Source organism: Psychrilyobacter sp., assembly GCF_037132775.1.
Taxonomy (GTDB): Bacteria; Fusobacteriota; Fusobacteriia; order Fusobacteriales; family Fusobacteriaceae; genus Psychrilyobacter.
Genome location: NZ_JBAHZY010000142.1, coordinates 30,344 through 57,100, shown reverse-complemented (window position 1 = coordinate 57,100; position 26,757 = coordinate 30,344). Strand labels below are relative to the sequence as shown.

The 26,757-nt window shown below is 32.9% G+C and carries 27 protein-coding genes; all 27 read right to left on the bottom strand.

All coding sequences use genetic code 11. The features are described 5' to 3' along the window. Nucleotides 1–237 precede the first annotated feature (237 nt). Nucleotides 238–666: a hypothetical protein gene (locus V5784_RS11145; protein ID WP_336889094.1), complete on the bottom strand. Its 429-nt coding sequence runs from the start codon at nucleotides 664–666 to the stop codon at nucleotides 238–240. Nucleotides 667–1,053: 387 nt separating this feature from the next. Then, the gene (locus tag V5784_RS11140) at nucleotides 1,054–2,118 is read right to left on the bottom strand and encodes a DUF1254 domain-containing protein (protein ID WP_336889093.1); all 1,065 of its coding nucleotides are present in this window, start codon (nucleotides 2,116–2,118) and stop codon (nucleotides 1,054–1,056) included. Between the two features lie 200 nt (nucleotides 2,119–2,318). After that, nucleotides 2,319–3,929 (bottom strand): S1 RNA-binding domain-containing protein, encoded by a 1,611-nt coding sequence (locus V5784_RS11135; protein ID WP_336889092.1) that lies wholly within the window; start codon nucleotides 3,927–3,929, stop codon nucleotides 2,319–2,321. Then, nucleotides 3,922–4,797 (bottom strand): 4-hydroxy-3-methylbut-2-enyl diphosphate reductase, encoded by an 876-nt coding sequence (gene ispH / locus V5784_RS11130; protein ID WP_336889091.1) that lies wholly within the window; start codon nucleotides 4,795–4,797, stop codon nucleotides 3,922–3,924. Before ispH ends, V5784_RS11135 begins: the two co-directional genes overlap by 8 nt. Continuing rightward, nucleotides 4,787–5,056, bottom strand: coding sequence for an HPr family phosphocarrier protein (locus V5784_RS11125; RefSeq protein ID WP_336889090.1), 270 nt, complete (start codon nucleotides 5,054–5,056; stop codon nucleotides 4,787–4,789). The genes ispH and V5784_RS11125 overlap by 11 nt, the downstream gene beginning before the upstream one ends. Further along, nucleotides 5,037–6,800 (bottom strand): phosphoenolpyruvate--protein phosphotransferase, encoded by a 1,764-nt coding sequence (gene ptsP / locus V5784_RS11120; protein WP_336889089.1) that lies wholly within the window; start codon nucleotides 6,798–6,800, stop codon nucleotides 5,037–5,039. The genes V5784_RS11125 and ptsP overlap by 20 nt, the downstream gene beginning before the upstream one ends. 198 nt (nucleotides 6,801–6,998) lie before the next feature. Then, a complete protein-coding gene (locus V5784_RS11115; RefSeq protein WP_336889088.1) occupies nucleotides 6,999–7,343 on the bottom strand; it encodes a DUF1667 domain-containing protein in 345 nt (114 codons plus the stop codon). A gap of 11 nt (nucleotides 7,344–7,354) precedes the next feature. After that, entirely contained in the window at nucleotides 7,355–8,608 is a 1,254-nt protein-coding gene (locus V5784_RS11110) for an FAD-dependent oxidoreductase (RefSeq protein ID WP_336889087.1), read from the bottom strand. A gap of 37 nt (nucleotides 8,609–8,645) precedes the next feature. Then, nucleotides 8,646–10,079: an NAD(P)/FAD-dependent oxidoreductase gene (locus tag V5784_RS11105; protein ID WP_336889086.1), complete on the bottom strand. Its 1,434-nt coding sequence runs from the start codon at nucleotides 10,077–10,079 to the stop codon at nucleotides 8,646–8,648. Between the two features lie 204 nt (nucleotides 10,080–10,283). Further along, on the bottom strand, nucleotides 10,284–11,003 hold the full coding sequence (locus V5784_RS11100) for an MgtC/SapB family protein (RefSeq protein WP_336889085.1): 720 nt from the start codon (nucleotides 11,001–11,003) through the stop codon (nucleotides 10,284–10,286). Between the two features lie 127 nt (nucleotides 11,004–11,130). Beyond that, entirely contained in the window at nucleotides 11,131–11,925 is a 795-nt protein-coding gene (locus tag V5784_RS11095) for an HAD-IIA family hydrolase (RefSeq protein ID WP_336889084.1), read from the bottom strand. Between the two features lie 9 nt (nucleotides 11,926–11,934). Next, nucleotides 11,935–13,221: a TRAP transporter large permease gene (locus V5784_RS11090; protein ID WP_336889083.1), complete on the bottom strand. Its 1,287-nt coding sequence runs from the start codon at nucleotides 13,219–13,221 to the stop codon at nucleotides 11,935–11,937. Between the two features lie 24 nt (nucleotides 13,222–13,245). Beyond that, nucleotides 13,246–13,728, bottom strand: coding sequence for a TRAP transporter small permease (locus V5784_RS11085; protein WP_336889082.1), 483 nt, complete (start codon nucleotides 13,726–13,728; stop codon nucleotides 13,246–13,248). A 123-nt stretch (nucleotides 13,729–13,851) separates the two neighbouring features. Beyond that, nucleotides 13,852–14,874, bottom strand: a complete 1,023-nt coding sequence (locus tag V5784_RS11080; protein ID WP_336889081.1) for a C4-dicarboxylate TRAP transporter substrate-binding protein — start codon at nucleotides 14,872–14,874, stop codon at nucleotides 13,852–13,854. A 57-nt stretch (nucleotides 14,875–14,931) separates the two neighbouring features. Next, entirely contained in the window at nucleotides 14,932–16,008 is a 1,077-nt protein-coding gene (gene glpQ, locus V5784_RS11075; RefSeq protein ID WP_336889080.1) for a glycerophosphodiester phosphodiesterase, read from the bottom strand. A 61-nt stretch (nucleotides 16,009–16,069) separates the two neighbouring features. Then, nucleotides 16,070–16,810 carry a glycerophosphodiester phosphodiesterase family protein gene (locus tag V5784_RS11070; protein ID WP_336889079.1) on the bottom strand — a complete coding sequence of 247 codons (741 nt, stop codon included), beginning with the start codon at nucleotides 16,808–16,810 and terminating at the stop codon, nucleotides 16,070–16,072. 351 nt (nucleotides 16,811–17,161) lie between these two features. After that, nucleotides 17,162–17,659 carry a hypothetical protein gene (locus V5784_RS11065; RefSeq protein ID WP_336889078.1) on the bottom strand — a complete coding sequence of 166 codons (498 nt, stop codon included), beginning with the start codon at nucleotides 17,657–17,659 and terminating at the stop codon, nucleotides 17,162–17,164. A gap of 34 nt (nucleotides 17,660–17,693) precedes the next feature. Continuing rightward, the gene (yajC, locus tag V5784_RS11060; protein ID WP_336889077.1) at nucleotides 17,694–17,996 is read right to left on the bottom strand and encodes a preprotein translocase subunit YajC; all 303 of its coding nucleotides are present in this window, start codon (nucleotides 17,994–17,996) and stop codon (nucleotides 17,694–17,696) included. Nucleotides 17,997–18,219: 223 nt separating this feature from the next. Then, nucleotides 18,220–19,377, bottom strand: coding sequence for a molecular chaperone DnaJ (gene dnaJ, locus V5784_RS11055; RefSeq protein WP_336889076.1), 1,158 nt, complete (start codon nucleotides 19,375–19,377; stop codon nucleotides 18,220–18,222). Nucleotides 19,378–19,464: 87 nt separating this feature from the next. Beyond that, the gene (locus V5784_RS11050) at nucleotides 19,465–19,593 is read right to left on the bottom strand and encodes a hypothetical protein (RefSeq protein WP_336889075.1); all 129 of its coding nucleotides are present in this window, start codon (nucleotides 19,591–19,593) and stop codon (nucleotides 19,465–19,467) included. Nucleotides 19,594–19,632: 39 nt separating this feature from the next. Next, entirely contained in the window at nucleotides 19,633–20,085 is a 453-nt protein-coding gene (locus V5784_RS11045) for a GNAT family N-acetyltransferase (RefSeq protein ID WP_336889074.1), read from the bottom strand. A 145-nt stretch (nucleotides 20,086–20,230) separates the two neighbouring features. Then, nucleotides 20,231–22,054, bottom strand: coding sequence for a molecular chaperone DnaK (dnaK, locus tag V5784_RS11040; protein ID WP_336889073.1), 1,824 nt, complete (start codon nucleotides 22,052–22,054; stop codon nucleotides 20,231–20,233). Nucleotides 22,055–22,159: 105 nt separating this feature from the next. Continuing rightward, nucleotides 22,160–22,735 carry a nucleotide exchange factor GrpE gene (gene grpE, locus V5784_RS11035; protein WP_336889072.1) on the bottom strand — a complete coding sequence of 192 codons (576 nt, stop codon included), beginning with the start codon at nucleotides 22,733–22,735 and terminating at the stop codon, nucleotides 22,160–22,162. After that, on the bottom strand, nucleotides 22,728–23,753 hold the full coding sequence (hrcA, locus tag V5784_RS11030) for a heat-inducible transcriptional repressor HrcA (protein WP_336889071.1): 1,026 nt from the start codon (nucleotides 23,751–23,753) through the stop codon (nucleotides 22,728–22,730). Before hrcA ends, grpE begins: the two co-directional genes overlap by 8 nt. Nucleotides 23,754–23,965: 212 nt before the next feature. After that, on the bottom strand, nucleotides 23,966–24,391 hold the full coding sequence (locus V5784_RS11025; protein WP_336889070.1) for a hypothetical protein: 426 nt from the start codon (nucleotides 24,389–24,391) through the stop codon (nucleotides 23,966–23,968). Between the two features lie 195 nt (nucleotides 24,392–24,586). Then, nucleotides 24,587–25,483, bottom strand: coding sequence for a fumarylacetoacetate hydrolase family protein (locus V5784_RS11020; protein WP_336889069.1), 897 nt, complete (start codon nucleotides 25,481–25,483; stop codon nucleotides 24,587–24,589). A 33-nt stretch (nucleotides 25,484–25,516) separates the two neighbouring features. Next, the gene (locus V5784_RS11015) at nucleotides 25,517–26,587 is read right to left on the bottom strand and encodes an AI-2E family transporter (RefSeq protein ID WP_336889068.1); all 1,071 of its coding nucleotides are present in this window, start codon (nucleotides 26,585–26,587) and stop codon (nucleotides 25,517–25,519) included. Nucleotides 26,588–26,757 lie beyond the last annotated feature (170 nt).

Sequence of the window (26,757 nt, the reverse complement as noted above, 5' to 3'; positions counted from 1 at the left end):
TAGGCTCTGCTATTGACATACAAAAAATAAAGTTCTAATATATTAAAAACGAGAAGCAATAATTAAAGAATTATTACTCCTCTTTTTATAAAAGTTTTACATTAATTTTTAGAGTTTACACAAAACTTGCAACAGCCCCGCAATTAATGGATCTACCTCTCTTCTTCTTTTCTTAACCATAAAAACCTCCTCAGTTTAATAGATTATACTCTATCAACTAAGAAGGTTAAAATTAATTTACACTAAATTTGGGATACGCCCAGGAATTCCTATGGCTCCTCCCTTTGTGAGTACAGATACACCTAATCCTACCTTGGCTCCGGTTTTAGCTCCACTGCTTCCATCAATAAGTCCACCTATTACCGCTGCTCTGGCAGTTTTCCCTGCTGTATTTGCTCCTGACCCTTGCTCACCTGTATAGTTTAGTTGATTAGTGGTTATGTGCACTAATTTATTCTCTACCATTATCTGAGTTAATTTAATACTTAATTTGGATGATCCTACCAGCCTTCTTGCTTGAACAGATTCTACTACCACACCATAGACCTTACTTCCAGATTTTATAGCTACTCTATTATCTATAACTATATCCCCTTCTAATATTGCAGAAAATTTATGTCCTGCATTGTGCCTAGATCCGTCAATTGTATCTACAGTTTTTATCATTAAAGATGTTCTCCTTGGAATAACTAGTTTGCATCCTTACTATAGATTACCAATCCCATCAATAAAAAGAATATTGTTATAATTTTTTTCATCTCTGCCTCCTCTTTAATCTATTAACTCCTATTCATAATATTCCCTGACAACATTCACTTTTCTACAAAATTATTATATCTTATGATAACCTTTATAAAAATCCCCAGAACTTTTATTTTTTTTTATCGTATTAATTATATACCTAATTTATCTTTGTTTCCTCTCTATAACTTATCAACCCCATCAACAAAAAAACTCAGAGATCACAAAGATTTATAGATTTTTTATCTATACTCTTTTGATTACTTCGAGTTTTACATCAATATTCTTTAATTACTTATTACTCATTGTTATTTATTTGTTTTTTATCTTATCTGCTGATCTATATGCCCAATTAAGAGTTTCATCTACATCTTTTGGCATATAAGCTCTGATTGCTCCAGTAAATTTCCCTTCTGGGATATCCAAGTTATTTTTAGTCCCTGGTTTTCCAAAGTTTACAGTATATGATCCATCTGCATTAGCCTCCATATTTGATGAATTTATGGCAAAGTCTTTTGTGGCAATCCATCCATCTTTATCATAGACAGTTACTGAGTAAAATGCATAGTCATCAAAATCTAAATTTGGTTTATCAAATGTAACTGTAATAGGTTTATTATTATTGAACAAAGAATAGATCGCTTGTTCCTTAGCATATCCACCCCATCCAAGGACTGATGCTATAGTTGCTGTTTCAAAATCTACATAATTTTTACTTCCAAACCCATTTTCTAATCTATACGGTTTTGAAGCAAAGTCATTTTCTAATTCACTTCTTACAACTTCAAGTGATTTCTCATCAAAGTTCTTAGGAGTCCATTCTTTAGCTGATTTAGCTTCTATATTTATCTTATCTTGAGCTGCATGGGCATTTTTGAGTCCATCTTCTCCTGGATTTACACCCGTTCTAACGATAATATAGATAAAATTACCATCTTCTATCTCTGGATTATATTTATCAATTGTTAATGATCCACCATTCTGAATCGAACTCACTTGATTATGGTGACTGTCTAATACCAATACTGTTTGATATCCATCATATTTTTCTAATGAAATTATAGCTCCTTCCGATACATCTATTATAGACCTCGAATAAAGGGTATTCCTATTCATTCTAACTACATCTTGAGTTTCAACTGTCACGATTTTCCTTTCGTGAATCAAAACATTAGCTTTTTCATCTTGTTTTCCCCATTGTTTCATAAAATATGCAGTTGTTTCTGCCTCTTTAAAGTTTGTTTTAGTAACCACAACCGATTTACTTTTATCAATTGTTTGTTCTTTTCCTACTTGTTGATTTTCTATCTTTGTTTCATTATTTACACATGCTCCCAAAGCCGCCACCAGCATAACTCCTAATAATACCTTCTTCATCTTTACCCTCCTATTCACCCTGACTATAAACTATCATGATAATTTTGGCAATTTCTTTTTCTATAGAATTATAGTATCTTACACTTCACCATATTTTTCCGTTATATGGAATTTACAACTTTTTTTCATTTTCCTTTTATAGATATCAAAAAGGAGATGACCTAGGTCATCTCCTTAAAATACACTTTATAATTTTAAAATTATTCAGTCATTCCATATTTCTTTAATAATTCTGCATCTTCATTTTTGTCAGTATCTAATTCTATCTTCTTAATAGATAATTTTACTTTTTGATCAGCAGCTGAGATTTCAATAACTTCAGCAGTTATTTCTTGACCAACTTCAAACTTTTCTTTTAAATCTTTAACGAAGTCTTTTGAAACTTGAGATATATGGATCATACCATCTAAACCATATCCCATGTCGATGAAGATTCCGAAGTCAGCTATACTAGATATTTTCTTAGTAACTACGCTTCCTACTCCTACTTCTTCAGCTAATATTTCCCAAGGACTCTTAGTTAATTGCTTGATTCCACCTTTGATTTTTTTGTTTTCTTTATCGATAGCTAAGATTTTGAATTCTACCTTATCTCCTACAGATAATTTATTTTCTAATTTAGCCCAAGCGAAATCAGATGTATGTATAAATGCATCGATTCCCTCTTCAACTTCAACGAAAACTCCGTAAGGTTTAGTATCAACTATTGTTCCAGATGCTGAATCTCCCTCTTTGAATTTCTCATCGATAACAGCCCAAGGATCTACGCTTAATTGCTTAATTCCTAACTTTAATTTCTTGTCTTCAGAATTTAAATCTAAGATTCTAACCTGTATTTTATCTCCAGCCATAAGGAATTCAGCTAGGTTGATTTTCTTGTTATTCCAAGAGAAATCAGAGATATGAATTAATCCTTCAATTCCGTCTTCTAATTTAACGAAAGCTCCGAATTTAACAATTTTAGTAACTTCTCCTCCAATAGTAGTATCTACAGAATATTTATCTGCTGCTGTTGCCCAAGGATCTTGTGATAGTTGTTTAATAGATAATTTAAGACTCTTCTTTTCAGCATCTAATGTGATGATTTGAGCATTGACTTTATCTCCTACTTTATATAAAGTATTTAAGTCATCTACCTTCCCCCATGAAATTTCAGATATATGGATAAATCCTAATACATTTTCTACTCTTACAGATAATCCAAACTTTAATACACTCTTAACTTCTACTTCAACGATTTGATTTTCGCTTAATCTAGCAAATGCTTCTGCTTCTATCATAGCTACTACATCTCTTCTAGAAACTAATATTTTCTTTCTATTTCTTTCTGTTTTGATATCTTTAACTATAACATCCACTTCTAAACCAATTACGTTTTCTGTAGAATCTTTTCTTATTTGAGATAAAGAGTTAGGCATAAATGCTGAATGAGCCATTACTTCTACTATATATCCACCGTTTACTTTTCTTACTATTGTTCCAGATACTACATCTTTATTTTCAAGAGCAGCTTCTAATTTAACTATCGCTTCTTCTTGTACAACTGTTCTTCTTGATACTCTAATATGTCCTTCATCATCACTATCTTCAGTAATAGCTACTCTGATCATGTCTCCTACTTCAAATTCAGTAATCTCTTCAGTTCTAACTATTCCTTCAGTAGCTCCCTTTATATCTAAGTAAGAATAATCTCTTTCCTTACTGATTATTTCAGCGTCTACTATTTCCCCTCTTTGTACCTGCTTTGGTGCATATTGATTTAACATTTCCTCAAAGCTTAATTCCTCAAAATTCTCTGTGTTATCAACCATTACAACGTCCTCCTAATAATATACTTTCTATTTTTTCCACTATCTCATCAGGTGTTGAAGCACCTGCTGTTATACCTATTTTATTGCCTTTTTCAAACCACCTAAAATCTAGGTCTTCATAGGTTTGAATCAAATAACTCTTATTGTTTAACTCTTTAGAAATATTGTATAATTTTTTTGTATTTGAACTATTTTTTCCACCTATAATGAGCATTACATCTACCTCGGTAGATAATTTTTCTATTGCTTTCTGTCTTTCATAAGTAGCTCCACAAATAGTATTTCCAACCTTACAGTTTTCATATTTATTTTCTATGTATTCCGTTATCTCTCCATAGAGATTTTTATTCAAAGTGGTCTGAGCTAATATATAGTATTTTTCCGATCCCTCAAATTTCATTCTTTTTAATTTTTGAAAATCTTTTACTACTTTTACATCATACCCAAAAGATACGATTCCCCTTACCTCAGGATGCAATTTATCTCCTATGAAAATGATCTTATATCCATATTTTTCATGGCTTATAAGCTCCTCCCTACTTCTCTTCACAAAAATACACGCTACATCATATATTCTAACATTTTTTTGATTTAAAATCTCATATATTTTTTTTATTGTACCATGGGCACGAATTATCACAGAATCTCCCTCATGAATTTTATCTCTTCCCTCTAAAACCTCTTCCTCTGTGACAACTACAATGCCTTTAGATTTTAATTGTTCTATCACCTGTTCATTGTGAACCAACATCCCAAGCATGTATATTTTTTGATTTGATTTTATGTTTTCAGCCAACTCTACAGCTTCTTTTACACCAAAACAAAACCCCATCTTTTCTGCTCTTTTTAATATATAATTATTTTTCATTGAAGGTATCTACTTCTACTAATTTTTTTAACGCTTCCAGGGCATCACCCTCGTCTTCACCATCTGCTGTAATAGTTAATGTTCTTCCCTGCTCCGCTGCTAATAGCATAAGTCCCATTATACTCTTACCATTTATCTCCTCGTCATCACAAATAACCATTATCTCTGAATCATAACTGGTAGCTATTTGTACAAATAATGAAGAGGGTCTTGCATGTAACCCTGCTTTATTTTTAATTTCAACTTCTATCATTTTCAACTGTAATCACCTCAATATATTCTTTTAAAATCTCTTTAACTTCCTCTGCGTTGTTGCAATCTAATAATTTAGGTTTTAATTCACTTTGAAGAACGCTTTTGTTCAACCTTAAAATTGTCCTTTTTGCCATGGGTATATATGTCGATAGCATACTAAATCTATCTATCCCAAAACTCATAAGAGCCACTATAGCCATTGGATCACTAGCCATCTCGCCACAAACACTTATTTTTTTCTTTTGTTTTATCGCTTCTTCAGCTATATAGTTTATAGTTCGAAGAACTGCTGGTTCAAAGTAATCATTCAGATAAGCAACGTCAGCACTGAGTCTGTCTGCTGCCATGACATACTGAGTTAGATCATTGGTTCCTAAACTAAAGAAATCTACATACTCAGAAAATTTATCTATCAAAAATGCTGTAGAAGGTACTTCTATCATTACCCCTGTTTCTATATAACCTGCATATTCTAATCCTTCTTCATCCAATTCTGTTTTTACTGAAGCTAGGATTTTTTTTATTTGAATTATCTCTTTTAAGTTAGATATCATAGGGAACATAACCTTTATTCTTCTTCCCTTTGCTACCCTTAATATTGCCCTTAATTGGGTTCTAAATATATTTTCATGGGCCAGGGTGAACCTGACTCCCCTAAATCCTAAAAATGGATTCACTTCGAAGGGCATCTCATAATAAGGTAGTTGTTTATCTGCCCCTATATCCAGAGTCCTTATGATAAGTTCCCTTTCACCCTCTAATTTTTCTACCTTTTTATAGGCTTTCTCATAGAGCTCTATCTGTTGCTGTTCTGTGGGAAAAAACTTACTTTCCATATATAAAAATTCTGTTCTAAGAAGTCCCACACCACCCGCCATACTATCATTTAGAGACAAAAGATCTGTTATCCCTCCAATATTGGCATTCAAAACTATCTCTATACCATCTATAGTTATAGCTGGCAGTCCCTTTAATTTCTTATTTTCTTCCCCTATGACTTCTAATTTTACTTTTTCCTTCTTATATTCTATAATTTGTTCATCTGTAGGATCTTTGATCACGCAAGGTTCACCTTTTCTGGTATCTAATATTATCTCATTTTCCCATTCCATTTGAGATACATTCTTTACCTCCATAAGAGTAGGTATCCCAAAAGTCTTAGCCAAGATAGCTACATGGGAGGTTGCTCCACTATATTCGGTGACTATTCCTAATAAGTTGATCTTATTATGATGCATCTTAAATAGTTCTGAAGGCAAGATTTCTTTGGTTACAAGAATTTTGTTATCCAATTCATGCAATTCACAGTCTTCTACCATCAATTGACCTATTATCTTTTCACCTACATCTTGGATATCTATAGCTCTCTGTCTATAGACAGGATCCTTCATATCTTTAAACATGTCCACATAAAATTCCACTACATCTGCTACAACTTTTTCGATATTAACCAATTCATTTTTTAATCTTTTACCTATTTCTGATAATAACACCGGGTCATCTAATATCATAAGGTGTACATTCAGAATTTTTAAATCATTACTTTTTACTTTTCCTTTTAGCGATGATTTTAAAAATTTAAGCTCTTGCTTAGCATCTTTTAAAGCCACCTCAAATCTTTTCATCTCATCTTCTAACATATGAGGCTCTATCTTGTATTCTTCTAGTGCCGTTTGTTTTTTTCTTCTTAGATATGGTTCCCCTATTACTATGCCCTCAAAAATAGCCTTTCCCATTATCTTTTCCATAACACTTGCCCCTTTTAATTTATTCTCTCCTATAATTATATTCCATTTTTATAGTTTTTTCAAGGAGTTCTCCAATTATAATAAGAATATATAACACTTAATATTATTATTAACCAGTTATCTTCTCATTTATTTTTTAGAAATATGAAAAGTAATAAAAAATAGAGTTTCCAGCTAAGAAAACTCTATCTATATAAATTACATATCTCTTGTTATTACTATGTTTACCCCAGTATCAAAAATATTTTCACTAACTATATCTCCCATTTTCACCGGAGATTTCACCTCTAAGGTATTTATCAATTCCATACATTTAAAATTTAATTCTTTAGGAATATCTCCTGCTGTTTTTACTGGTACTCTGTTGTGAATTCCACCTGATATCTTAATGGTAGAAGTTACTACACGAGTAGGAGCAGTTAATTCTTTTTTTCCGTATATAGCTCCTCTAGGACATTTATTTCCTGTTGTTTTATAGTCATTTTGTTCGTCTACCTCTATATGACATCCCATTGGACAAACTATACATATTAATTTTTTCATCTATTCTCCTCCTATCTCTTTATTGTAACTTCAATCTTATTTGTTTTGATCTTATCCATAAACACTTTTGGAATCATTATCTTTTCCATCTCTCCAGGAGCCATATGAGCTTTTTTCAAACTCATTATTACTTCATCCTCACATCTTACCTCTAATCTCACATCTTTAAATACTTCTCTAACCCTCATAAATATTTCTAAACCTGTCTCTACATTTTCTTTTCTAAACTTTTGAGGCACTGTATAGCTGATACCATTAGTACCATCTATCTCTACAAATTCTTCGTTTCTCTTGATTTCATTTTTTATATATTTAGCAGCATTGATTCCTGCTCTTCTCGATTCAGCACTTACGAAATCCACTAAGTCATGTACATGAACTACATTACCACATGCAAATATTCCTTCGATAGATGTTTCCATAGATTCATTTACAACAGGACCAGATGTTCTTTTATCTAGTACAATCCCTGCATTTCTAGAAAGGTCATTTTCAGGAATTAATCCTACTGATAATAATAGAGTATCTACATCATAGTTGACCTCAGTTCCTGGAATAGGTTTTCTATTCTCATCAACCTTTGCTACTGTTACTCTCTCTAATCTTCCGTCACCTTTTACATTTGTAACTGTATGACTAAGTAATAATGGTATATCATAATCTTCTAAACATTGTACTATATTACGAGTAAGTCCACCTGAGTAAGGCATAAGCTCTACTACAGCTTCTACTTTTGCTCCCTCTAATGTCATCCTTCTAGCCATGATAAGTCCTATATCTCCAGATCCTAGGATAATTACTTTTTTCCCTACCATATATCCTTCCATATTTACAAATCTTTGAGCTGTTCCTGCTGTAAATATTCCTGATGGTCTATCTCCTGGAATAGCTATAGCTCCCCTTGTTCTTTCTCTACATCCCATTGCTAAGATTATAGCTTCAGCTTCTATTTCCATATATCCATCTACAGAATTGATAGCTTGTATCTTCTTATCTCCACTTATATCTAATACCATTGTATTTAATTTATACTCTATTCCTTCTTCAGCCATTTGATCGATAAATCTTTGAGCATATTCAGGTCCTGTCAGTTCTTCTTTGAACTCGTGTAAACCAAATCCATTATGAATACACTGCTGTAAGATCCCTCCTAACTCATTGTCTCTTTCAATGATAAGTATCTCTTTAATTCCATTTTTTTTAGCTTCTATTGCTGCAGCCAGTCCTGCTGGTCCCCCACCTAATACTACCACTTCATATTTCATCTGTTTCCTCCAAAATTATAATTTAGTTTTAATGATTTTATTTTTTAGTTTCTCCAGTTAATATGTATGAATCTGCTTTATCCAATACTATCTCTTCCAAGCTTTTTCCCAATTCACGAGCTAGTATCTCTTGTATTCTAGGTCCGCAGAATCCGCCTTGACATCTTCCCATTCCCGGTCTACATCTTTTTTTCACACCATCTACTGTAGTTGCACCTACATTTCTATGGATAGTATCTACTATTTCACCTTCAGTGATATTTTCACATCTGCATATCATGTTTCCATATCTTCTGTCCTGTTTTATTAGTTCTGCTTTTTTTTCAGCAGTTTCAGTTATAAATTCATGGTGTGTTTTTCTATTAGGTTTAAATTTTTTATTTAATTCTACATCTCCTAAGATCTTTTTAGCTATTTCTACTACGTCCGCTGCAATAGCTGGAGCCGATGATAATCCTGGTGATTTTATTCCTGCTACATCTATAAATCCTTTAGCTCCCTCTACCTCTTCCACAATAAAATCGTTTGTACTAGGCTGTGCTCTAAGACCTGCAAAGTTTCTGATACCTTCTCTAAAATTTAATTCTTTTATAGATTTTAATGCATGTTCCCTTACAAAATCCAATCTTTCTGAAGTTGTAGCTAAGTTAGCTCTGTCGCTTAGATCCTCAGCATCTGGTCCTGCCAATACATTCCCGTGAACTGTAGGAGTTACCAAAACACCTTTTCCTAATTTAGTCGGGCATTGAAATATAACATGATTAACCAATTCACCCTGCGTTTTATCCAAAACGAAATATTGTCCCCTTCTAGGAGTTATTTTAAATGTTTCCTCTGCTACCATTCTATGAATTTTATCTGCATATACTCCAGAAGCATTTATGATACATCTAGTTTCATAATTTCTTTGATCTGTGATTACTCTGTATCCACCCTCTATTTTTTCTATATCCATAACTTCTGTATTTAAGTCTAATTTCACTCCGTTATCTACAGCATTTTCCATCAGCGCTATAGTCATTTCCCATGGTCCTACTATTCCACCTGTAGGAGCTAGTAATGCTGCTACTGCATTCTCATTTATTTTTGGTTCAATCTCTCTTAACTCATTTTTTTCAATTATTCTTACTCCTGGAATCTCATTTTCTATTCCCCTTTGTAATAATTCCTCTATATGTTTCCTTTCCTCTTCACTGTTTGCAACTACCAATGATCCTATTCTTTTGAATGGAAAGTCTAATTCTTCACTTAATTTGTCAAACATTGCATTCCCCAAGGCATTATATTTAGCCATCAAAGTTCCCTCTATAGCATCGTATCCTGCATGTACAATAGCTGAATTCGCCTTAGTTGTTCCATTGGCTACATCTGTTTCCTTCTCAAGTACCACCGCATCTAGATTATATTTTGAAAGTTCCCTCGCTATAGATCCCCCTATGACACCTGCTCCTACTATTAAAATATCTTGCATTGCTACCTCCTTAAAAATAACTAAATCTAATTTCTTATTTAAAATAAAAGAGAGCTAAACGAAACAGAATATATATACTCTGTTTGGTTCAGCTCTCTTCATCTCTAGCTTCTATTCAATTTATACCACAATTATACACTATAAGCTTTATTTTCACAATTTTTATTTAAAAATTTGTATTCAATCTTATTTTAGACCTCTTTCCTAATTAACTCTGGTAAGTTCTATAACCTCTTCAAACTTCCTTAGGATGTTGAAAAAATATTTTGAACTCACATATTTAGGCAGAGAAAAGTGCATTATTTTTTTGATAACTATATGCTCTCCATCATCTATTTCACTTATTTTTTTGTCCACCACTATCTTTATATCCTTTTCCTTGGCGATCTCCTTAATGATATCCTCTAAGTCTGTACTTTGTTCATATTCCAGGATTATCTTCTTTATCTTCCTCTTATCAATAAATGTTGTTTCAAATTTCTTTATTAGATATGACAGAAATAATATCATAACAGAGGCTGGAAGTATAAAATAATAAAATCCATATCCTATTCCTATTCCTAATATTGCCACCAACCAAAGGGTTGCTGCAGTAGTAAGACCTCTAACCTTGTCTCCTCCGGTCATAATTACCCCAGCACCTAAAAACCCTAGTCCCGATATAACCTGAGCTGTTAATCTTGTTGGATCCGCTTTTATATTTCCTATATCTACACCCATTGCTGCTGTTTTATTAGATATCATAAGTTGAATCACAGATACTATCGCTGCTCCTGCACAAGCTAACATATTCGTCTTCATCCCTGCAGGTTTCCCCCTGCTTTTTCTCTCTAAACCAAACAATATCCCAACTACACAGGCTATAAATACTCGAAGTATAAATTCATAGAAACTCATTCCATAAAGCATCATTACCATTTTCATAATCTATCCACTCCCTGAACGGACTACCTTGGTGGTAGCCCTAAAGGTATCTACAAGGGATACCTCTATCAAATTCTAAAAAAAGAAGCTTTGTATACTGCTAACCTACAAAACTTCCTTTTAATTTTTATTTTAAATTTTCATGTATTGTCTTTACCGACTTAAATATATATGTCGGTAAAATATTAGAAGCTTTTACATCTTCTTCTGTAGCTTCCCCAGTAAGTACCAAGATAGAATCTATCCCAGCATTTTCTCCTAATTTCATATCTGTATACAGCCGGTCTCCTACCATGATTACATCTTCGGGATTCAAATTATACTTATTTAAGATAGACTCTACTATAAGTTTATTTGGTTTCCCTATAATCTTAGGAGATACACCTGTAGCTGCTTCAAACATCTTTATCATAGCACCTGTATCAGGCATACTTTTTCCCATAGGTAAGGGACACACATAATCTGGGTGGGTAGCCAAAAACTCCACCCCATCCTTTATATAATCACAAGCTATCCATATTTTTTCATAGGTTAGAGTAGTATCAAACCCTAAGACCACATAGTCCGGATTAGAATCCCTGTCTTTAACCAAAATGAATCCATTTTCTTCAAATTCAGCCTCTAAGTATTCATTTCCCAACAAATAAATTTTGGCTCTTGGTTTAAACTTATTTATATAGACCCTGGTTGCTTCCCCTGAAGTAAATATCTTATCCTCTTCCACTTCAAATCCCATTTTCTTTAATTTTTCACAATAAACTCCACTGTTTTTAGAAGAATTATTGGTTAAAAATACAAAGTTTTTTCCTATTTTTTCTATATGTTTTAAGAGCTCAACAGCCCCATCTAAAAAATGATCCCCTAGATAGATGGTTCCGTCCATATCGAATATAAAACATTTTTTATTTTTTAAATCCCTCATAATTTTCTCCTATCCCAATAAATTTGGTATAAACATAGCTACAGGTGCCGAATAAGTCAGAAGCATTAGCACTAACATCAAGGCCACTATGAATGGTATTATTTCTTTTACAAAGTCATCTAGTTTGACGCCGACTATGGTACAGGTCGTAAACATCATAGATCCGAATGGAGGAGTTATTCCACCTATCATAATATTAACTATTAATATTACTCCAAAGTGAATTGGATCTATTCCCATACTAGTTACTGCTGGTACCAATAACGGTGCTAATATAATAAGTGCTGCTCCCCCCTCTATAAACATCCCGATAAATAATAATAATACATTGATAATTATTAATAATACAAACTTGTTGTCTGTAAAATTCATCAAGGCTGTTGTGATACTTTGAGGTATTCTTTCTAAAGTCAGATAGTAACCAAATACTTTAGCTCCTATGATAAGGAACATAACCGATCCAGTACCATATACCGTATCCCTTAAAATAATCGGGATATGTCTAAACTTTAATTTTTTATATACAAAAGTTCCTATTACTACACAAAATAATACAGCCATTCCCCCTGCTTCTGTAGGAGTAAATAGTCCAAAACGCATCCCCAGTATAATTCCAAATGGAATTAATAATGCCCAGATAGAATCTTTAAACTGGATAGCTATCTCTTTAGGAGTAGCCATTTTATCTCTTGAAGGTAGATACCCTCTTTTTTTAGAGATTAGATGAACAGTTATCATAAGTGCTAATGTCATCAATATTCCCGGTGTATATCCTGCCAAGAACATCTTCGATACAGATACATTGGCTATCAATGCATAGATGATCAAGTTTGTTCCCGGTGGTATTACTGGGCTGACAGAAGATGAAGCTGCCGTTACTGCTGCTGAAAACGCGGCACTGAATCCCCTCTTTCTCATTTCTGGTACTAATATTTTAGATTGCATAGCCGCATCTGCATTGGCAGATCCCGAGATACCACCCATCATCATACTTAAAACTACGTTTACCTGTGCTAATCCCCCAGCCATATGGCCTGCTAATACCTCAGCCATATTCATTAAACTCGTACTTATTCCAGAGTAGTTCATTACCGACCCTACCATTATAAAAAATGGTACTGCTAAATATGGAAATGACTCGATAGAAGTCACGAATCTTTGCATGATCATGTTCATTGACATAACATTATCTACAAAGATAAAATAATACATCGATGCACCCATTAATGCAAAGGCTATTGGTATATTTAAGAAAAACAATATAAATAAAATTATTATTGGATAAAAACCTTCCACTTTCTCACTTCCTTTTCGACTAAATTAATTTTTTTTTGCTTTTTCTTGACCACCTATTAATGAAATTATATCTTCAATCAAAAATTTTAATGAATAAAAAGTCATCATTCCGAATGAAAATACTATAGATGCGTTGATATATATATAAGATACCTCTAATGCCGCAGTAATTTTTCCTGATCCCACTGCATAGTTATAGCTTAAATAAAATAGAGTTGCATTTAAAACAAATAAAAGAGTATAAATTATCAGTTCCAAAAATCTTCTCCCTCTATATGGAAGTGCCTGTGTTAAAACTTCTACTCCTATCAATGCCTTATCTTTATATGCTGCTGTAGCACCTAAAAAAACAGTCCATATAAAACATCCTACCGATACCTCTTCAATCCAAGCAAATTGAATTCCAAAACCATATCTTAAAATAACATTGATTATTACAGATAATACTGTGATACTTATCGTTATACTCCCCAGAATTACTTCTATATTTCTAAAGAAATTTTTCATATTCCACCCCATATTCAATTATCTTTAATCTATAAACGATAATCGTGAATAGCTAGTGATAAATTTCTACCACAACTAGTCACGATCATCGAATTATACTTTAATTTTTTTAATTTTCCCTTACTATTTAGCTCTGATTGCTTTTAATTCTTTTTGAATTTCATCGTAGATTCCAGGAGTCCACTTAGGGAACTTAGAGAATACTTTAGCAGTTTCTGCATTGAATGAAGGTAGATATACCTCATTAAACTTAACTCCTGATTCTTCTAACTTAACTTTGTACTCTGTTTGTAATTCAACAGTAACGTCATTGTTATATTTAGCTCCTGCATCAAATTCTTCTTGAATGATTGTTCTTTGATTCTCCGATAACCCTTCCCACACTGTTTTAGAAATAGATACTGCTGATACTCCTAATAAATGGTTAGTTAAAGAAATATTTTTTCTTACTTCATATATTTTAGTTCCATAGATAGTCATAAGAGACCCTTCTAATCCATCTACTACCCCTTGTTGGATTCCACTATATACTTCTGTAAATGGTAATGGCGTAGGGTTAGCTCCCATTGCTTCTAATGTATACATGTATAATTGACTGTTTGGTACTCTTATTTTTAATCCTTTAAGATCTGCAGGAGTTTTAATCACTTTATCCGTTAACATACTTCTGAATCCAAATAAGTAATCTAAAGATAATACTTTGATTCCTTTTTCTCCTGCTTTAGACTTTAATTTTTTAACTAAATCTGATTGAGTCATTGCTAAATACTCATCAAAGTTTTTATATAACATAGGTCCGTTGATAGCATTAAAATCAGGTACATAGTCTCCTATGAAGTTAAGTCCATCTACTGATATCCAGTTTGCATTGTTGGCTACTTGCTCCATACTGTCTTTTCCGATTGGTAATTGTCCACCGGAGTATACTTGAATTTCAACACTTCCATTTGATCTTTCTTTGATCTTTTCCGCTACTCTCACTAGTGATTTAGATGTCTGCTCATCTTGTACAAACTTAGTACTTAATTTAATAACTACCTTTTTTTCGCCACTTTCTGTTGTTGCCGCTTCTTCTTTTTTTCCACAACTAACAAATAACATAGTAGCTGCAATTAACAGTGCTAACATTTTAAAAACTTTTCTCATTTTTCCCTCCTGTTATTTAATTTTTATTTTAATAAATCTTTCTTATTAATAACTTATTTATTTCTTTAAAAAATTTACAGCACGATCAGGAAAATCTGTAAATACTCCATCTACTCCAACTTTATTATAAAATATATCTAACATATCTTCATAATTTGATGCATATGCAGGTATTCTACCCTCATCTAATCTAAATGTATAAGGATGTACTTCCATCCCATATTTATGAGCGTCTCTCACCATGTCTGTAATAACTAAATTATCCTTTGTAGACTCATCTGTTACAAGCATGGGTTTCCAAGGTCCTATTCCATCAGCATATTTGGATATTCTTTCCATCCCCCCATCTTCAAACATCCAGTCATAGTTATAAGGTACGGCTTTCCCATCTTCATATACCATAGTTTCATCCCAGCTAGTTTCTGCTATTAACTGTACTAATTTTACATCCATTCCAAATTTTGGTAGTAATTCTTCTTTTATACGCACAACTTCATTTGGATCAAAGCACTGTAAATAAACTAAGTCACTTTTTTTAGTATAGCCGTACTTTTTAAGAACTTTTAGTACTGCTACGCTTATATCTTTGCCTTCATTTCTATGAAACCAAGGTGCCTTGATCTCTGGATAAATTCCAATATTTTTACCTGTACTTTTATTTAATCCTTGGATCAATTCGATCTCTTCGACCAGAGTATGAACTTTGAAATCTGATTTCCAAATTGGGAATCTACCGGGAAATCCTGCCACCGTTTTTCCATCTTTAATATTAAATCCTTCTGTCATTTTAAGACCTTTTATCTCTTCTAGTGTAAAATCAATGGCATAGTATCTACCATCTACCCTCTTTCTATCTGGATAAACTTCAGCTACGTCAGTCACTCTATCCAGATAATGATCATGTAATACTACCAATTCATTGTCCTTTGTCATAACTACATCCTGTTCGATATAGTCTGCTCCCATTGCATATGCCATAGATTTTGCTGCCATACTGTGTTCCGGCAGATAACCACTGGCTCCCCTGTGAGCTACTACTATCTTGTTTGTACTTTTTGTTTCGTTTTCTACAACTCCTGTACTAGTACATCCTACAAATGCTAACATTAACATAAAACCAATTATTTTTTTCATCTATCCTCCTTTTTTTACCAACAGATAATAACACTTTCACGAAATAAATATCCCCTAACTATTAAGATTTAACCTTTCTTATACCTCTTAATCCCCTAAATTTATCGGGAAAATTAGTAATTATTCCGGTTACTCCAAAGTCTTTCAGTATTTTAGCTTCTTCTACACTATTTACTGTCCAAATATAGATTTTTATCCCTATCTCATTCATTTTTTTCACCATTTCTCTACCGGTAAATTCTCCAGAGGAGTGAATACTGTATATTTTTAGGTTGTTTATTTTTATATAGTTTTCTATATCCAAAACTCCTGCTTTAAAAATTAATCCTGCTTTTAATCTGGGCTCTAGCCTATTTATCTCTTTTATTATACGGTGGTTAAAGGAAGATATTATAATATTACCTTCTATTCTTCTTGCTTTTTTTAATATTTCAACTACTTCTACCTCTATTTTATTTATCTCATCATACCTTACTTTAATCTCTATGTTTAAAATTTTATTTTTTGGTACTACCTCTAGCAGTTCCTTCAAAGTCATTATTTTTTCACCTTTGAATTCCTCTGAAAACCAATTTCCTAGATCTAATTTTTTTAGTTCATATAATTTTTTGTCTCTAAGGGATCCACTTCCAGATGTTGTTCTCTCCAAGGTGAAATCGTGAAACACAACCACCTCTCCAGAACTAGTTAATTGAACATCTACCTCAAAACCATCGCAATCTAGCTCTAATCCTTTTAATATAGATACTCTGGTATTTTCAGGAGTATAACCTGAAGCTCCCCTATGAGCAATTATTTCCATCTTTACCTCCTTAAATATTTTTAATATATAGTAAGTCTAACACTCTTATGTACATTAATCATATATTTCAAATAAAAACGTTGTAAAGACAAGAAAAAAAGTCATTATCAAAATATTGTATGCACTCATACAACTCATTATAACCTGACTCTATTTACTCTAGGTGTATTTATTTTTGTATTATATTAAGAATATGACATAAGTACTCAAAAGTCAAGAAAATTGTTCGTTTTTTAATATATAATGGTTATTTTTTTCACATTTTATTTGATTTTAGACCTCTAGTGTAGTTTTTTTGTTACAACAGTTCATTTTAAAATGAAAAAACCACCTAGATGGTGGTTTTAATTTTTATTTCTTTTTAAATACAAACATTGCTGCTGCCGCTACTAATATAGCTCCTAAAATTCCAAAAAGAGTTTTATTACTTTTACTCTCTTTCACTGGAGTTTCTGCCACTACAACTTTAGTCTCAGTTTCTATCTTTGCTACCTGCTTATCTATGTCTGAATCTACAGCTTCATCTACAGATGTTCCCATTACTACTTCTACTGGAATTACTTTTTTCTCCATAGGTTCAGAAGCAGATTTAATTTGTTTTACTGGCTTTTTTATCGATTTTTTCATTGGTTCCGATACCAATTTATAATCCTCATCGGTTAAAACAGGCTTTTCAACCTCTACCACAACCACTTCAGTGACTTCTACCACAATAGTTTCAACTAGAGTCACAGCCTCTTCTTGAGGTGCTACCGCTTCAACAATTGTTTCTTTTTTTACACTTTCATCTTTGCCAGAACAGCTTATCAGTATTCCTGTTATAGCTAAAATTAACATTATCTTCTTCATGATTAACCTCCTATTCTTAGAATCTCCTTAATCATTATAATACTGTTCTTATAGAATCCTTTGTAAAAGTAAGTCTTACTCCTTTATCTACCCTAATAACGACGTACTCATCGCTTACGGATACAACTTCTCCCTTGATTCCCCCAGCGGTTATAACATCTTTTCCAGGCTGTAAGGCCTCTATCATTTCAGCACGTTTTTTCTGTTTCTTTTTATTAGGTCTAATTAAAAATAAATAAAAAATTGCACCCCATATAATAAGTGTTACTGCCATTCCCATGTAACCAGAACCTTGACCCGTTTGCTCAGCTCCAAAAGCTAAAAAATTACTAAACATATCCTACTCCTTTTATTAAGTTTTGTTATTTACAGTATATCACTATCTTTACCATTTTAAAATCTTTTTTTAGGTTAATTTAGGAGTAACTATTTATTACGTTTCCACATTATTAAACTTAAAACCATTCGTTATTAATTTTCTCCATACTTTATTTATATATATATATGAAAAAAAGATAGGGTTTCCTTTTCTTTTTTTCATATTTTTTATTTTCCTTTTTTTATTTAAATAGATCTTTTAACTTATTGAAAAAACCTTCTTTCATCCCTGTGTTTTTTTCCTTTAAACTTCCTTCAAAGGCTTTCAATAATTTTTTTTGCTCTGAATTTAGTTTTGTAGGAGTTTCAACTATAACTTTTACCATTTCATCTCCTACTCTTCCCCCTCTTGTGCTAGGTATTCCCTTACCACGAAGTCTGAATACCTTTCCAGTTTGAGTTCCTTCTGGAATTTTTATCTTTATTGCCTCATCTAGGGTAGGAATTTGTATCTCTCCTCCTAAAACAGCCTTAGTATAAGAGATAGGCACCTCACAAACAATGTCCGATCCTTGCCTTTCAAATATAGCATGTTCTTTTACTCTTACAAATAGATATAAGTCTCCATTCGGTCCGCCATTTTCACTGGCTTCTCCCATTCCACCTAATCTGAGCCTTTGACCATCATCTATTCCAGCTGGAATCTTCACATTTTTTTCTACTTTTTCCTTCTTTATACCTGACCCATGACAAGTTTGGCATGTTTCAGTAGGTATCTCTCCTTTACCGTGACACCTATCACATTCAACTACATTTTCAAAGTTTCCAAACATAGTTCTTTGCATCTCTTTTACCCTACCATTACCATGACATTTTGGGCAAGTTTTCGTACTTGTTCCTGGTTTAGCTCCCGTTCCATGGCAGGTATGACATTCACCTTTCCTGAAATATTTAACCTCTTTTTCCGTGCCTTTTGCAGCTTCTTCCAATGTGATTTCTACAGTATATCTAAGATCTGCCCCAGGTTCCACACGTGGTCCACGAGTGCCACCTCCGCCAAAGAATGAACCGAAAATGTCTTCAAAACCTCCTGGTCCTCCTGTTCCTCCAAATCCTCCAAATCCTCCAAAGCCTCCTGCTCCTGCTCCTCCTCCACCTTGAGAAAATGCATCATGACCAAATCTGTCATATTTAGATTTTTTATCTCCATCTGAAAGAACTTGATAGGCATCATTCACTTCTTTAAATTTATGTTCTGCATCATCTCTTTCCTTTGTAGTTGCATTGCTATATTTATCTGGATGATATTTCATAGCTTTTTTTCTATAAGCTTTTTTTATCTCGCTTCCACTGGCTTCCTTGGATATTCCCAGCGTTTCATAAAAATCTTTTTTAGACATTTTTTTCTCCTCTTTTATCTTTCTTTTTTTCCACCAAATTCACATAATAAATTTCTAGATACTTCTGTGATGACCTTTGCGGTTATTTTAACCTTCTATCTCGATTTTCAGGCTAGTTCTATATTTTTCCCTACCCTCTAATTTAATAATTTCATCTTTTCCCTCTAACCTACCACTTGCATCGACAAAATTTGCTATTCCATTCCAAGGGTCCAAACATAGAAATTCTCCTCATTCAAAGTCTAACTTTTATAGTTATACCCCTTTATTTAAATATATATCGGTTATATCATATCCCATTTTCTTGTATACTTCTATATTTTTTTCATTATATCCGTATGAATGGATATTAATTTTTTTTATCTCCAATTCATTAGCTTTATTTTCGATCAATTTGATAAACTCTAACTCATATTCATTTCCTTGGAACTCTTCAAAGATACAAGTATTATTTACAAACATCTCATTGTTAAAGCTATTCATCCAAACAAATCCTACCTTGATTTCACCTTTATAGGCATTTAACAAATAATGGTTAGGAGTAGATATCCCATCACTTAAAATTTCATCCAATGCCTCTTTAGACAGCTCTAGAGCGTCGCTTTCCGACCAGTGACCTACCTTTACCTTGTCTTTAGCATAATCAGCAATCATCTTTCCTTTTACCATGTTAAAGTCTGATTCTGACATTTTCTCTAATTTTAACATCTATGTATCCCCCTTTTTCATGTCGTTTTTTTTATCCTCACCATACAAGAAGAGAGGCTAAACCCTTTTTCAAGCTTAGCCCCCTCTTATTCTTTTAAAATCTACCCTTATTCTACCTAGGTTTCTCACGGTTGACGAGTAATTTTTAGTCTACTACTTCTGCCTCAGCTACATCCTCATCGGCTTTTTTTTCAGTTCCACCTTGAGTTCCACCGTCTTCACCTTGAGCTTTTTCTTGAGCTTCTTTGTAGATTTCTTCAGCTAATTTATGAGCTTTTTCTTCTAAAGTTTTCATTGCTGCGTCGATAGCTTCCTTATCTTCTCCGTCTTTAACAGCTTTTAATCCTTCTACTGCTTCTTTAATAGCAGTTTTTTCCTCTTCAGTTACCTTATCTCCATGCTCTTCTACAGATTTTTCAGTAGATGCAATAATCATATCAGCTTTATTTCTAGCCTCTACTAAATCTTTGAATTTCTTGTCGTCAACTTCATGAGCTTCAGCATCTTTTTTCATTCTTTCGATCTCTTCATCCGAAAGATTAGTCGATCCTGTGATAGTTACCTTATTTTCTTTTCCAGTTCCTAAATCTTTTGCAGTTACATGTACGATACCATTTGCATCGATATCAAATGTTACTTCGATTTGAGGTACTCCTCTTGGTGCTGCCGGGATCTCTTCTAAGTTGAAGTCCCCTAATTTATGGTTGTCTGTAGCCTTTGTTCTTTCTCCTTGGAATACATTTATAGACACTGCTGGTTGATTATCTACAGCTGTAGAGTAAACTTGTGATTTCTTTACAGGTATAGTTGTATTTTTTTCTATCATCTTAGTAAATACTCCACCTAAAGTTTCAATTCCTAATGATAATGGAGTTACGTCTAATAATAATATGTCTTTAACGTCTCCCATTAATACTCCACCTTGGATTGCTGCTCCTGCGGCTACTACTTCATCAGGGTTGATTCCCTTGTTAGGAGATTTTCCTAAGAAAGATTCTACCCATTCTTGTACTGCTGGTATTCTTGTCGATCCACCTACTAATAAGATCTCATCGATATCTGAAGGACTTAATCCTGAATCTTTAAGAGCTGTCCTTACTGGTTCTTTTGTAGCTTCTACTAAATCAGATGTTAATTCATTGAATTTCGCTCTAGTCAATTTCATCTCTAAATGTTTTGGTCCTGTAGCATCCATTGTGATAAATGGTAATGATATAGGAGTTTCCATCATTGTAGATAATTCTTTCTTCGCTTTTTCAGCTGCATCTTTTAATCTTTGTACTGCCATCTTATCGTTAGATAGATCTAATCCAGTTTCTTTTTTGAACTCCACTTCTAACCAGTTGATGATTACTTTATCAAAATCGTCTCCACCTAAGTGATTGTTTCCAGATGTTGATAATACTTCTACTACACCGTCTCCGATTTCTAAGATAGATACATCAAATGTACCTCCTCCAAGGTCAAATACTAATACTTTTTCCTCTTCTTTCTTATCTAATCCATAAGCTAATGCTGCTGCAGTCGGCTCGTTTATGATTCTTTTTACATCTAATCCTGCGATTACCCCTGCATCTTTAGTTGCTTGTCTTTGTGCATCTGAAAAATATGCCGGTACTGTGATTACTGCTTCTGTTACAGGTTCTCCTAAATATGCCTCAGCATCTTTTTTTAGTTTCTTTAAGATCATTGCTGATATCTCTTGAGGACCATAGTCCTTCCCATGGATATTTACCTTATGAGCTTCTCCCATATGAGTTTTGATAGATGCTACTGTAGAATCTGGGTTAGTAACAGCTTGTCTTTTAGCTATTTCTCCTACTATGATTTCACCATTTTCTTTTATATTTACAACTGAAGGTGTAGTTCTTACTCCCTCTGCATTTGTTATTATTGTAAAACTTCCACCTTCCATTACTGATACACATGAGTTAGTTGTTCCTAAGTCAATTCCGATTATTTTTCCCATTTAATAATACACTCCTTTTTTTTTGACACAGATTACACAGATAAACTCTGATTTTCATAGATTTCTCCATTTATAATCCTATGCAAATAATATTTAATTATATTGTTATTTTTTACAAACTTTTACCATTGAAGGTCTTATTACTCTTTCCTTCATTTTATATCCTTTTTGTAATTCCATGATGATATGATCATTATCGATAGTCTCACAGTTTTCAGTCATTACAGCTTGGTGAAGATGCGGATCATATTCCTTTCCTACTGTTTCAATCGGTTCTACCCCTTCTGTATTCATGATTCCATGCATTTGAGATAGGGTCATTTCTACACCTTTTACCAATGCGTCAAAATCTTTTGTTTCCACAGATGCTGCAACTCCTCTTTCGAGGTTATCTACTGCTTCTAATACTTTCAAGATTACTTTTTCTGAGGCATATTTCCTAAATTCTTCTAATTCATTTTGCTTTCTCTTAGTAAAATTTTGAAATTCTGCATTTTTTCTAGCATATGCATTCTTCCAATCTTCAAGATCAGCTTCAATCTTAGCCATTTTATCTTCTAATGTTTCCTCATCCTCTGTTTTTTCAGTCTCTTCTATTTTTTCCTCTTGAGCCTCTTCTACTTTTTCCTCTTTCGACACTTCTTTTACTTTTTCTTCTTCAACCTTTTTTTTCTTACTCATGATTTTCTCCTTTTTTTAGTGCTATATTAATCATATTATTAACTTCTTGAGTCACGTATTCTACCAAGCCTACAGTTTTAGAGTAAGCCATCCTTTTAGGCCCTACTACCCCAATAATTCCTTGAGAACTACCATTCTTATAGAAGGAATATACAAAACTGAAATCTTTTAGTGCTTTTATATTCAGTTCATCTCCAAACACTACAAACACTTCTCCCTGTTTATGTTCCCTTGTACTAATTAATTCTTTAAAGATCTCATCTAACCCCTTACGTTTGTTAAAGATCTCCAGGGCTTCCTTGGCTTCCTCCACTGTTTTATTTTCAAATATAGTAGAAGCACCATTTATAAAAAATTCTCCCTCCATATCTTGATATATTTTATTAGATATAGATTCTAGTTCTGGATTTCCTTTTTCTTTTACAAATTCTTCTATCTCAAAGGTTTGAACTTCACCCTTAGATGATTTTTCATTTAATTTTATACATATCTTTTTCAACTTTATCTCACTTATCGGGTTTTCAAAATGTATTTTTCTCGTTCTTACTGTAGAGTCATCCATGACTATTACAGCCATAGCTACATAGTCGGTCACATGGACTAATTCAACCTTTTTTATTGTCTCGTGACTTATATTAGACTCTAGTACTATTCCTGCATAGGATGTCAATTTAGACAGTAAGTTAGAAGTTCTTCTCAATATCCCGTCAAACTCTCCGATTTTTACATCATATATTTGATGTATTTTTTCCATCTCTTGTCTAGATAATTTTTCTATCTTAAGGAGTTCCGAAAGATAAAACTTATATCCTAGATCTGTCGGTATCCTTCCTGATGATGTATGGGTTTTTGACAAATATCCTAAATCTTCTAGATCAGCCATTACATTTCTAATGGTTGCCGATGAATACTCTATATTATATTTTTTAACTAACGTTCTAGAACCTATGGTTCCACCTGAAGTCAAGTAGTAATCGATTATCGCTCCTAACACTAGCTTTTCTCTATCTGTAATCATACCCACCACTCCAATCAGCCAGTTGTTAGCACTCACTCAATTAGATTGCTAACTTATAATGAGTATATAATCATTTCTAAATTTTGTCAACACTTTTCCACATAATTTTAGCCACCTATCCTCTAGGTGGCTAAAATTTCTACATCTATTAAAGATTACCTTTAATCTCTCAATATTTTCAGTTATTAATTTTTTTTTATTAAATTTTTTACTTACTTACTTTCCTTAGCTATTTGTTCCTCTATCTCTTCTATCTCTTGAAATTTTTCATCAAAGAACTCTCCAAACTCTTCTTCTATTTTTTCTTCATAGATATCTAAATCTCCATTAAAAGCTTCCATCTCATATACACAGTTAAAATCATTGATATGACATAATTCTACCATAGCTTCAAATTTCACATCTTCTTCCTCAGCGTTAAATGTATATCCAACCCCTTTATTTCCATTCTCTTCCTCAAAATCATACAGTTCCCATTCCATTCCTGCATTCATTCTTTTTTCAGATAATTCTTTGGCTAACTTTTCAGCTTCTCCCTCTTTTACACAGACATATATATTACACATCACTTCATTTTCTATCCCACAAGTAATCTTATACCCGTCATTTGTCATTTCCATATAGTTAAATTTTTTCATCTTTACCTCCAACTTTCATAATTAATTCCTCTTCTTTCTTATAGTTTCACGAGGTTCTTAATATTAAAATAAATTTTAATTCCCATGAAATCTCGGCAACCAAGAAGGAGTTAATTTTTTCTATATTATACCACAAAAAAGAAAAAAACGACTAAATCCATTTATCAGATTTAATCGTTTTCTCTGGATGAGTTTCTATCTTTTCACCATATTTTTCAATACTCCTATGGATTCTATCTCACACTCTATGATATCATCACCTTTTAAATACTTTGGAGGATCAAAGGACATCCCTACCCCTGCCGGTGTCCCTGTAGAAATTATATCTCCTGCTTCTAAGGTTATCCCCTTTGATATATCAGAAACTAAGGTGTCTATGTCAAATATCAAATTTTTAGTATTGGAATCCTGTCTCAGTTCTCCATTTATCTTAGCAGATATATTTAATTCCACTGGATAACCTATATAATCTCTATGGACAATACACGGACCCATAACTACAGCTCCATCCAGCCCCTTTCCAATGGTCCACTGCTGATGTTTAACCATAAGATCCCTGGCAGATATATCATTCATAATTGTATATCCAAAGATACTATCTCTTACCTCTGATTTCATGATTTTTGACGTTTTCTTCCCCATTACTACGCCTAATTCTACCTCATAATCTAGTTTTTTTGTAAGGTCATCATGTAATGGTATTGTGGCCTCTGTACCACCTGCATATCTTGCTCTCTTACTGAATATTATAGGGCTTACTGGCACCTCACCTTTTATATTTAACTCAACTACTGTCTCTGATATATGTGCCCTATAGTTCAATCCGACAGATATAACGTCATGGAGTGGCAGAGGAATAGGGGCTAATACCAAGACTTTATCAAAATCGTAGTATACATCCGCTTTTCCCTCTCCCTTCCAGAGTTTATCTAATTTTTCTATATCACTTTTTTCATGGGTCTCTATAAAATCATTCATATCAAAAAATTCCTGACTTAACTCAATCTCATCTATTGGTATTATTTTTTTCCCATCCCTTGTTAATATACCTATCTCCTCTAATCCTTCATATTCAAATGTAAAAAATTTCATCCTTCCCCCCCATTGTCATCTTAAATTGAATAGCTAATCACTATTTTTTATCTCATTTTTTTCTACCAACGCCACTATAAACTTATATCCCAAAGATAAAATTACAGGTCCAACAAAAAGTCCAATTATTCCATAAGTAAGCATTCCTCCTAAAGATCCCAACAGAATTACAAGCATGGGGATATCTACACCTCTTCCCAAGAGAAGTGGTTTCAATATATTATCTAAAACTCCCACAAACAGAGTCCATATTATATATAATATAGCTACGGTTATTGTTTGTTTAGAATATACGTATATGGCTATTGGAAGTAATATTATCATTGGTGGTAGTTGAATTATAGCCAATACCATAACCAATACACTCCACACCCCTGCACCTGGTACTCCTACTACTAACATTCCTATTCCTGCAATAACAGCTTGAATTATTGCTATTCCCACAACTCCTTGAACAACACTCCTTATGGTCGCTGCCGCTATCTCATGAAATTTTTCAACAAACTCTCCTATTAATATTTTAAAAATTTTACTGGCTCCCCTGCTGGAAACCTCTGCATTCATAAGAAATATTCCTCCTATCAATATGGATAAGATAAATTGAACTATGGTCAGTCCCAATTTTGAAATTATCCCTAAAATTTTAGGAGCATATATTTGAAGTTGAGGTGTCACTTCTTCTATTATATCTCTAAAATTTCCTGTAAACAATGTCCATAGTTCACCTATTTTTTTACCTAATATAGGAATTCCTTTTATCTCTTCACTGACTGGCGGTATAGTCAGTGTTCCAGCTTTTAAATTTTCCGCTATCTTTCTTAAACTCTCTATTATAGAACCCATAAATAACACTACAGGTAAGATCACACACATTAAACCTATAGCCACCAATAATATAGCTGATAGTTTATCTCTTCCCCTTAATATTTTTGTGAGTTCTTTATGGAGTGGAAAACTTGATACCGCTATTATTATCCCCCATAGAGTAATCATAAAAAGTGGTTTTATTATTGTAAAACTCCATATAAAAAGTATCGCTATAAAACTTATTCGTATAAAAATATTTACAGCTTTTTGTATATCCACACTATTTCCCCCATCCATAATCCCTCCTATCGTAATAATAAAATATACTCTTTTCTCCTTTATTTCCTGTATTTGTTCCTAAATTATTCTTTAATATAAAATTACGATACCATCTTACTTGCCCTTAGATCCACTTTTCTTTAGTTAAATTATATATATATTAAACATTAGGAGGAAAAATACACAAA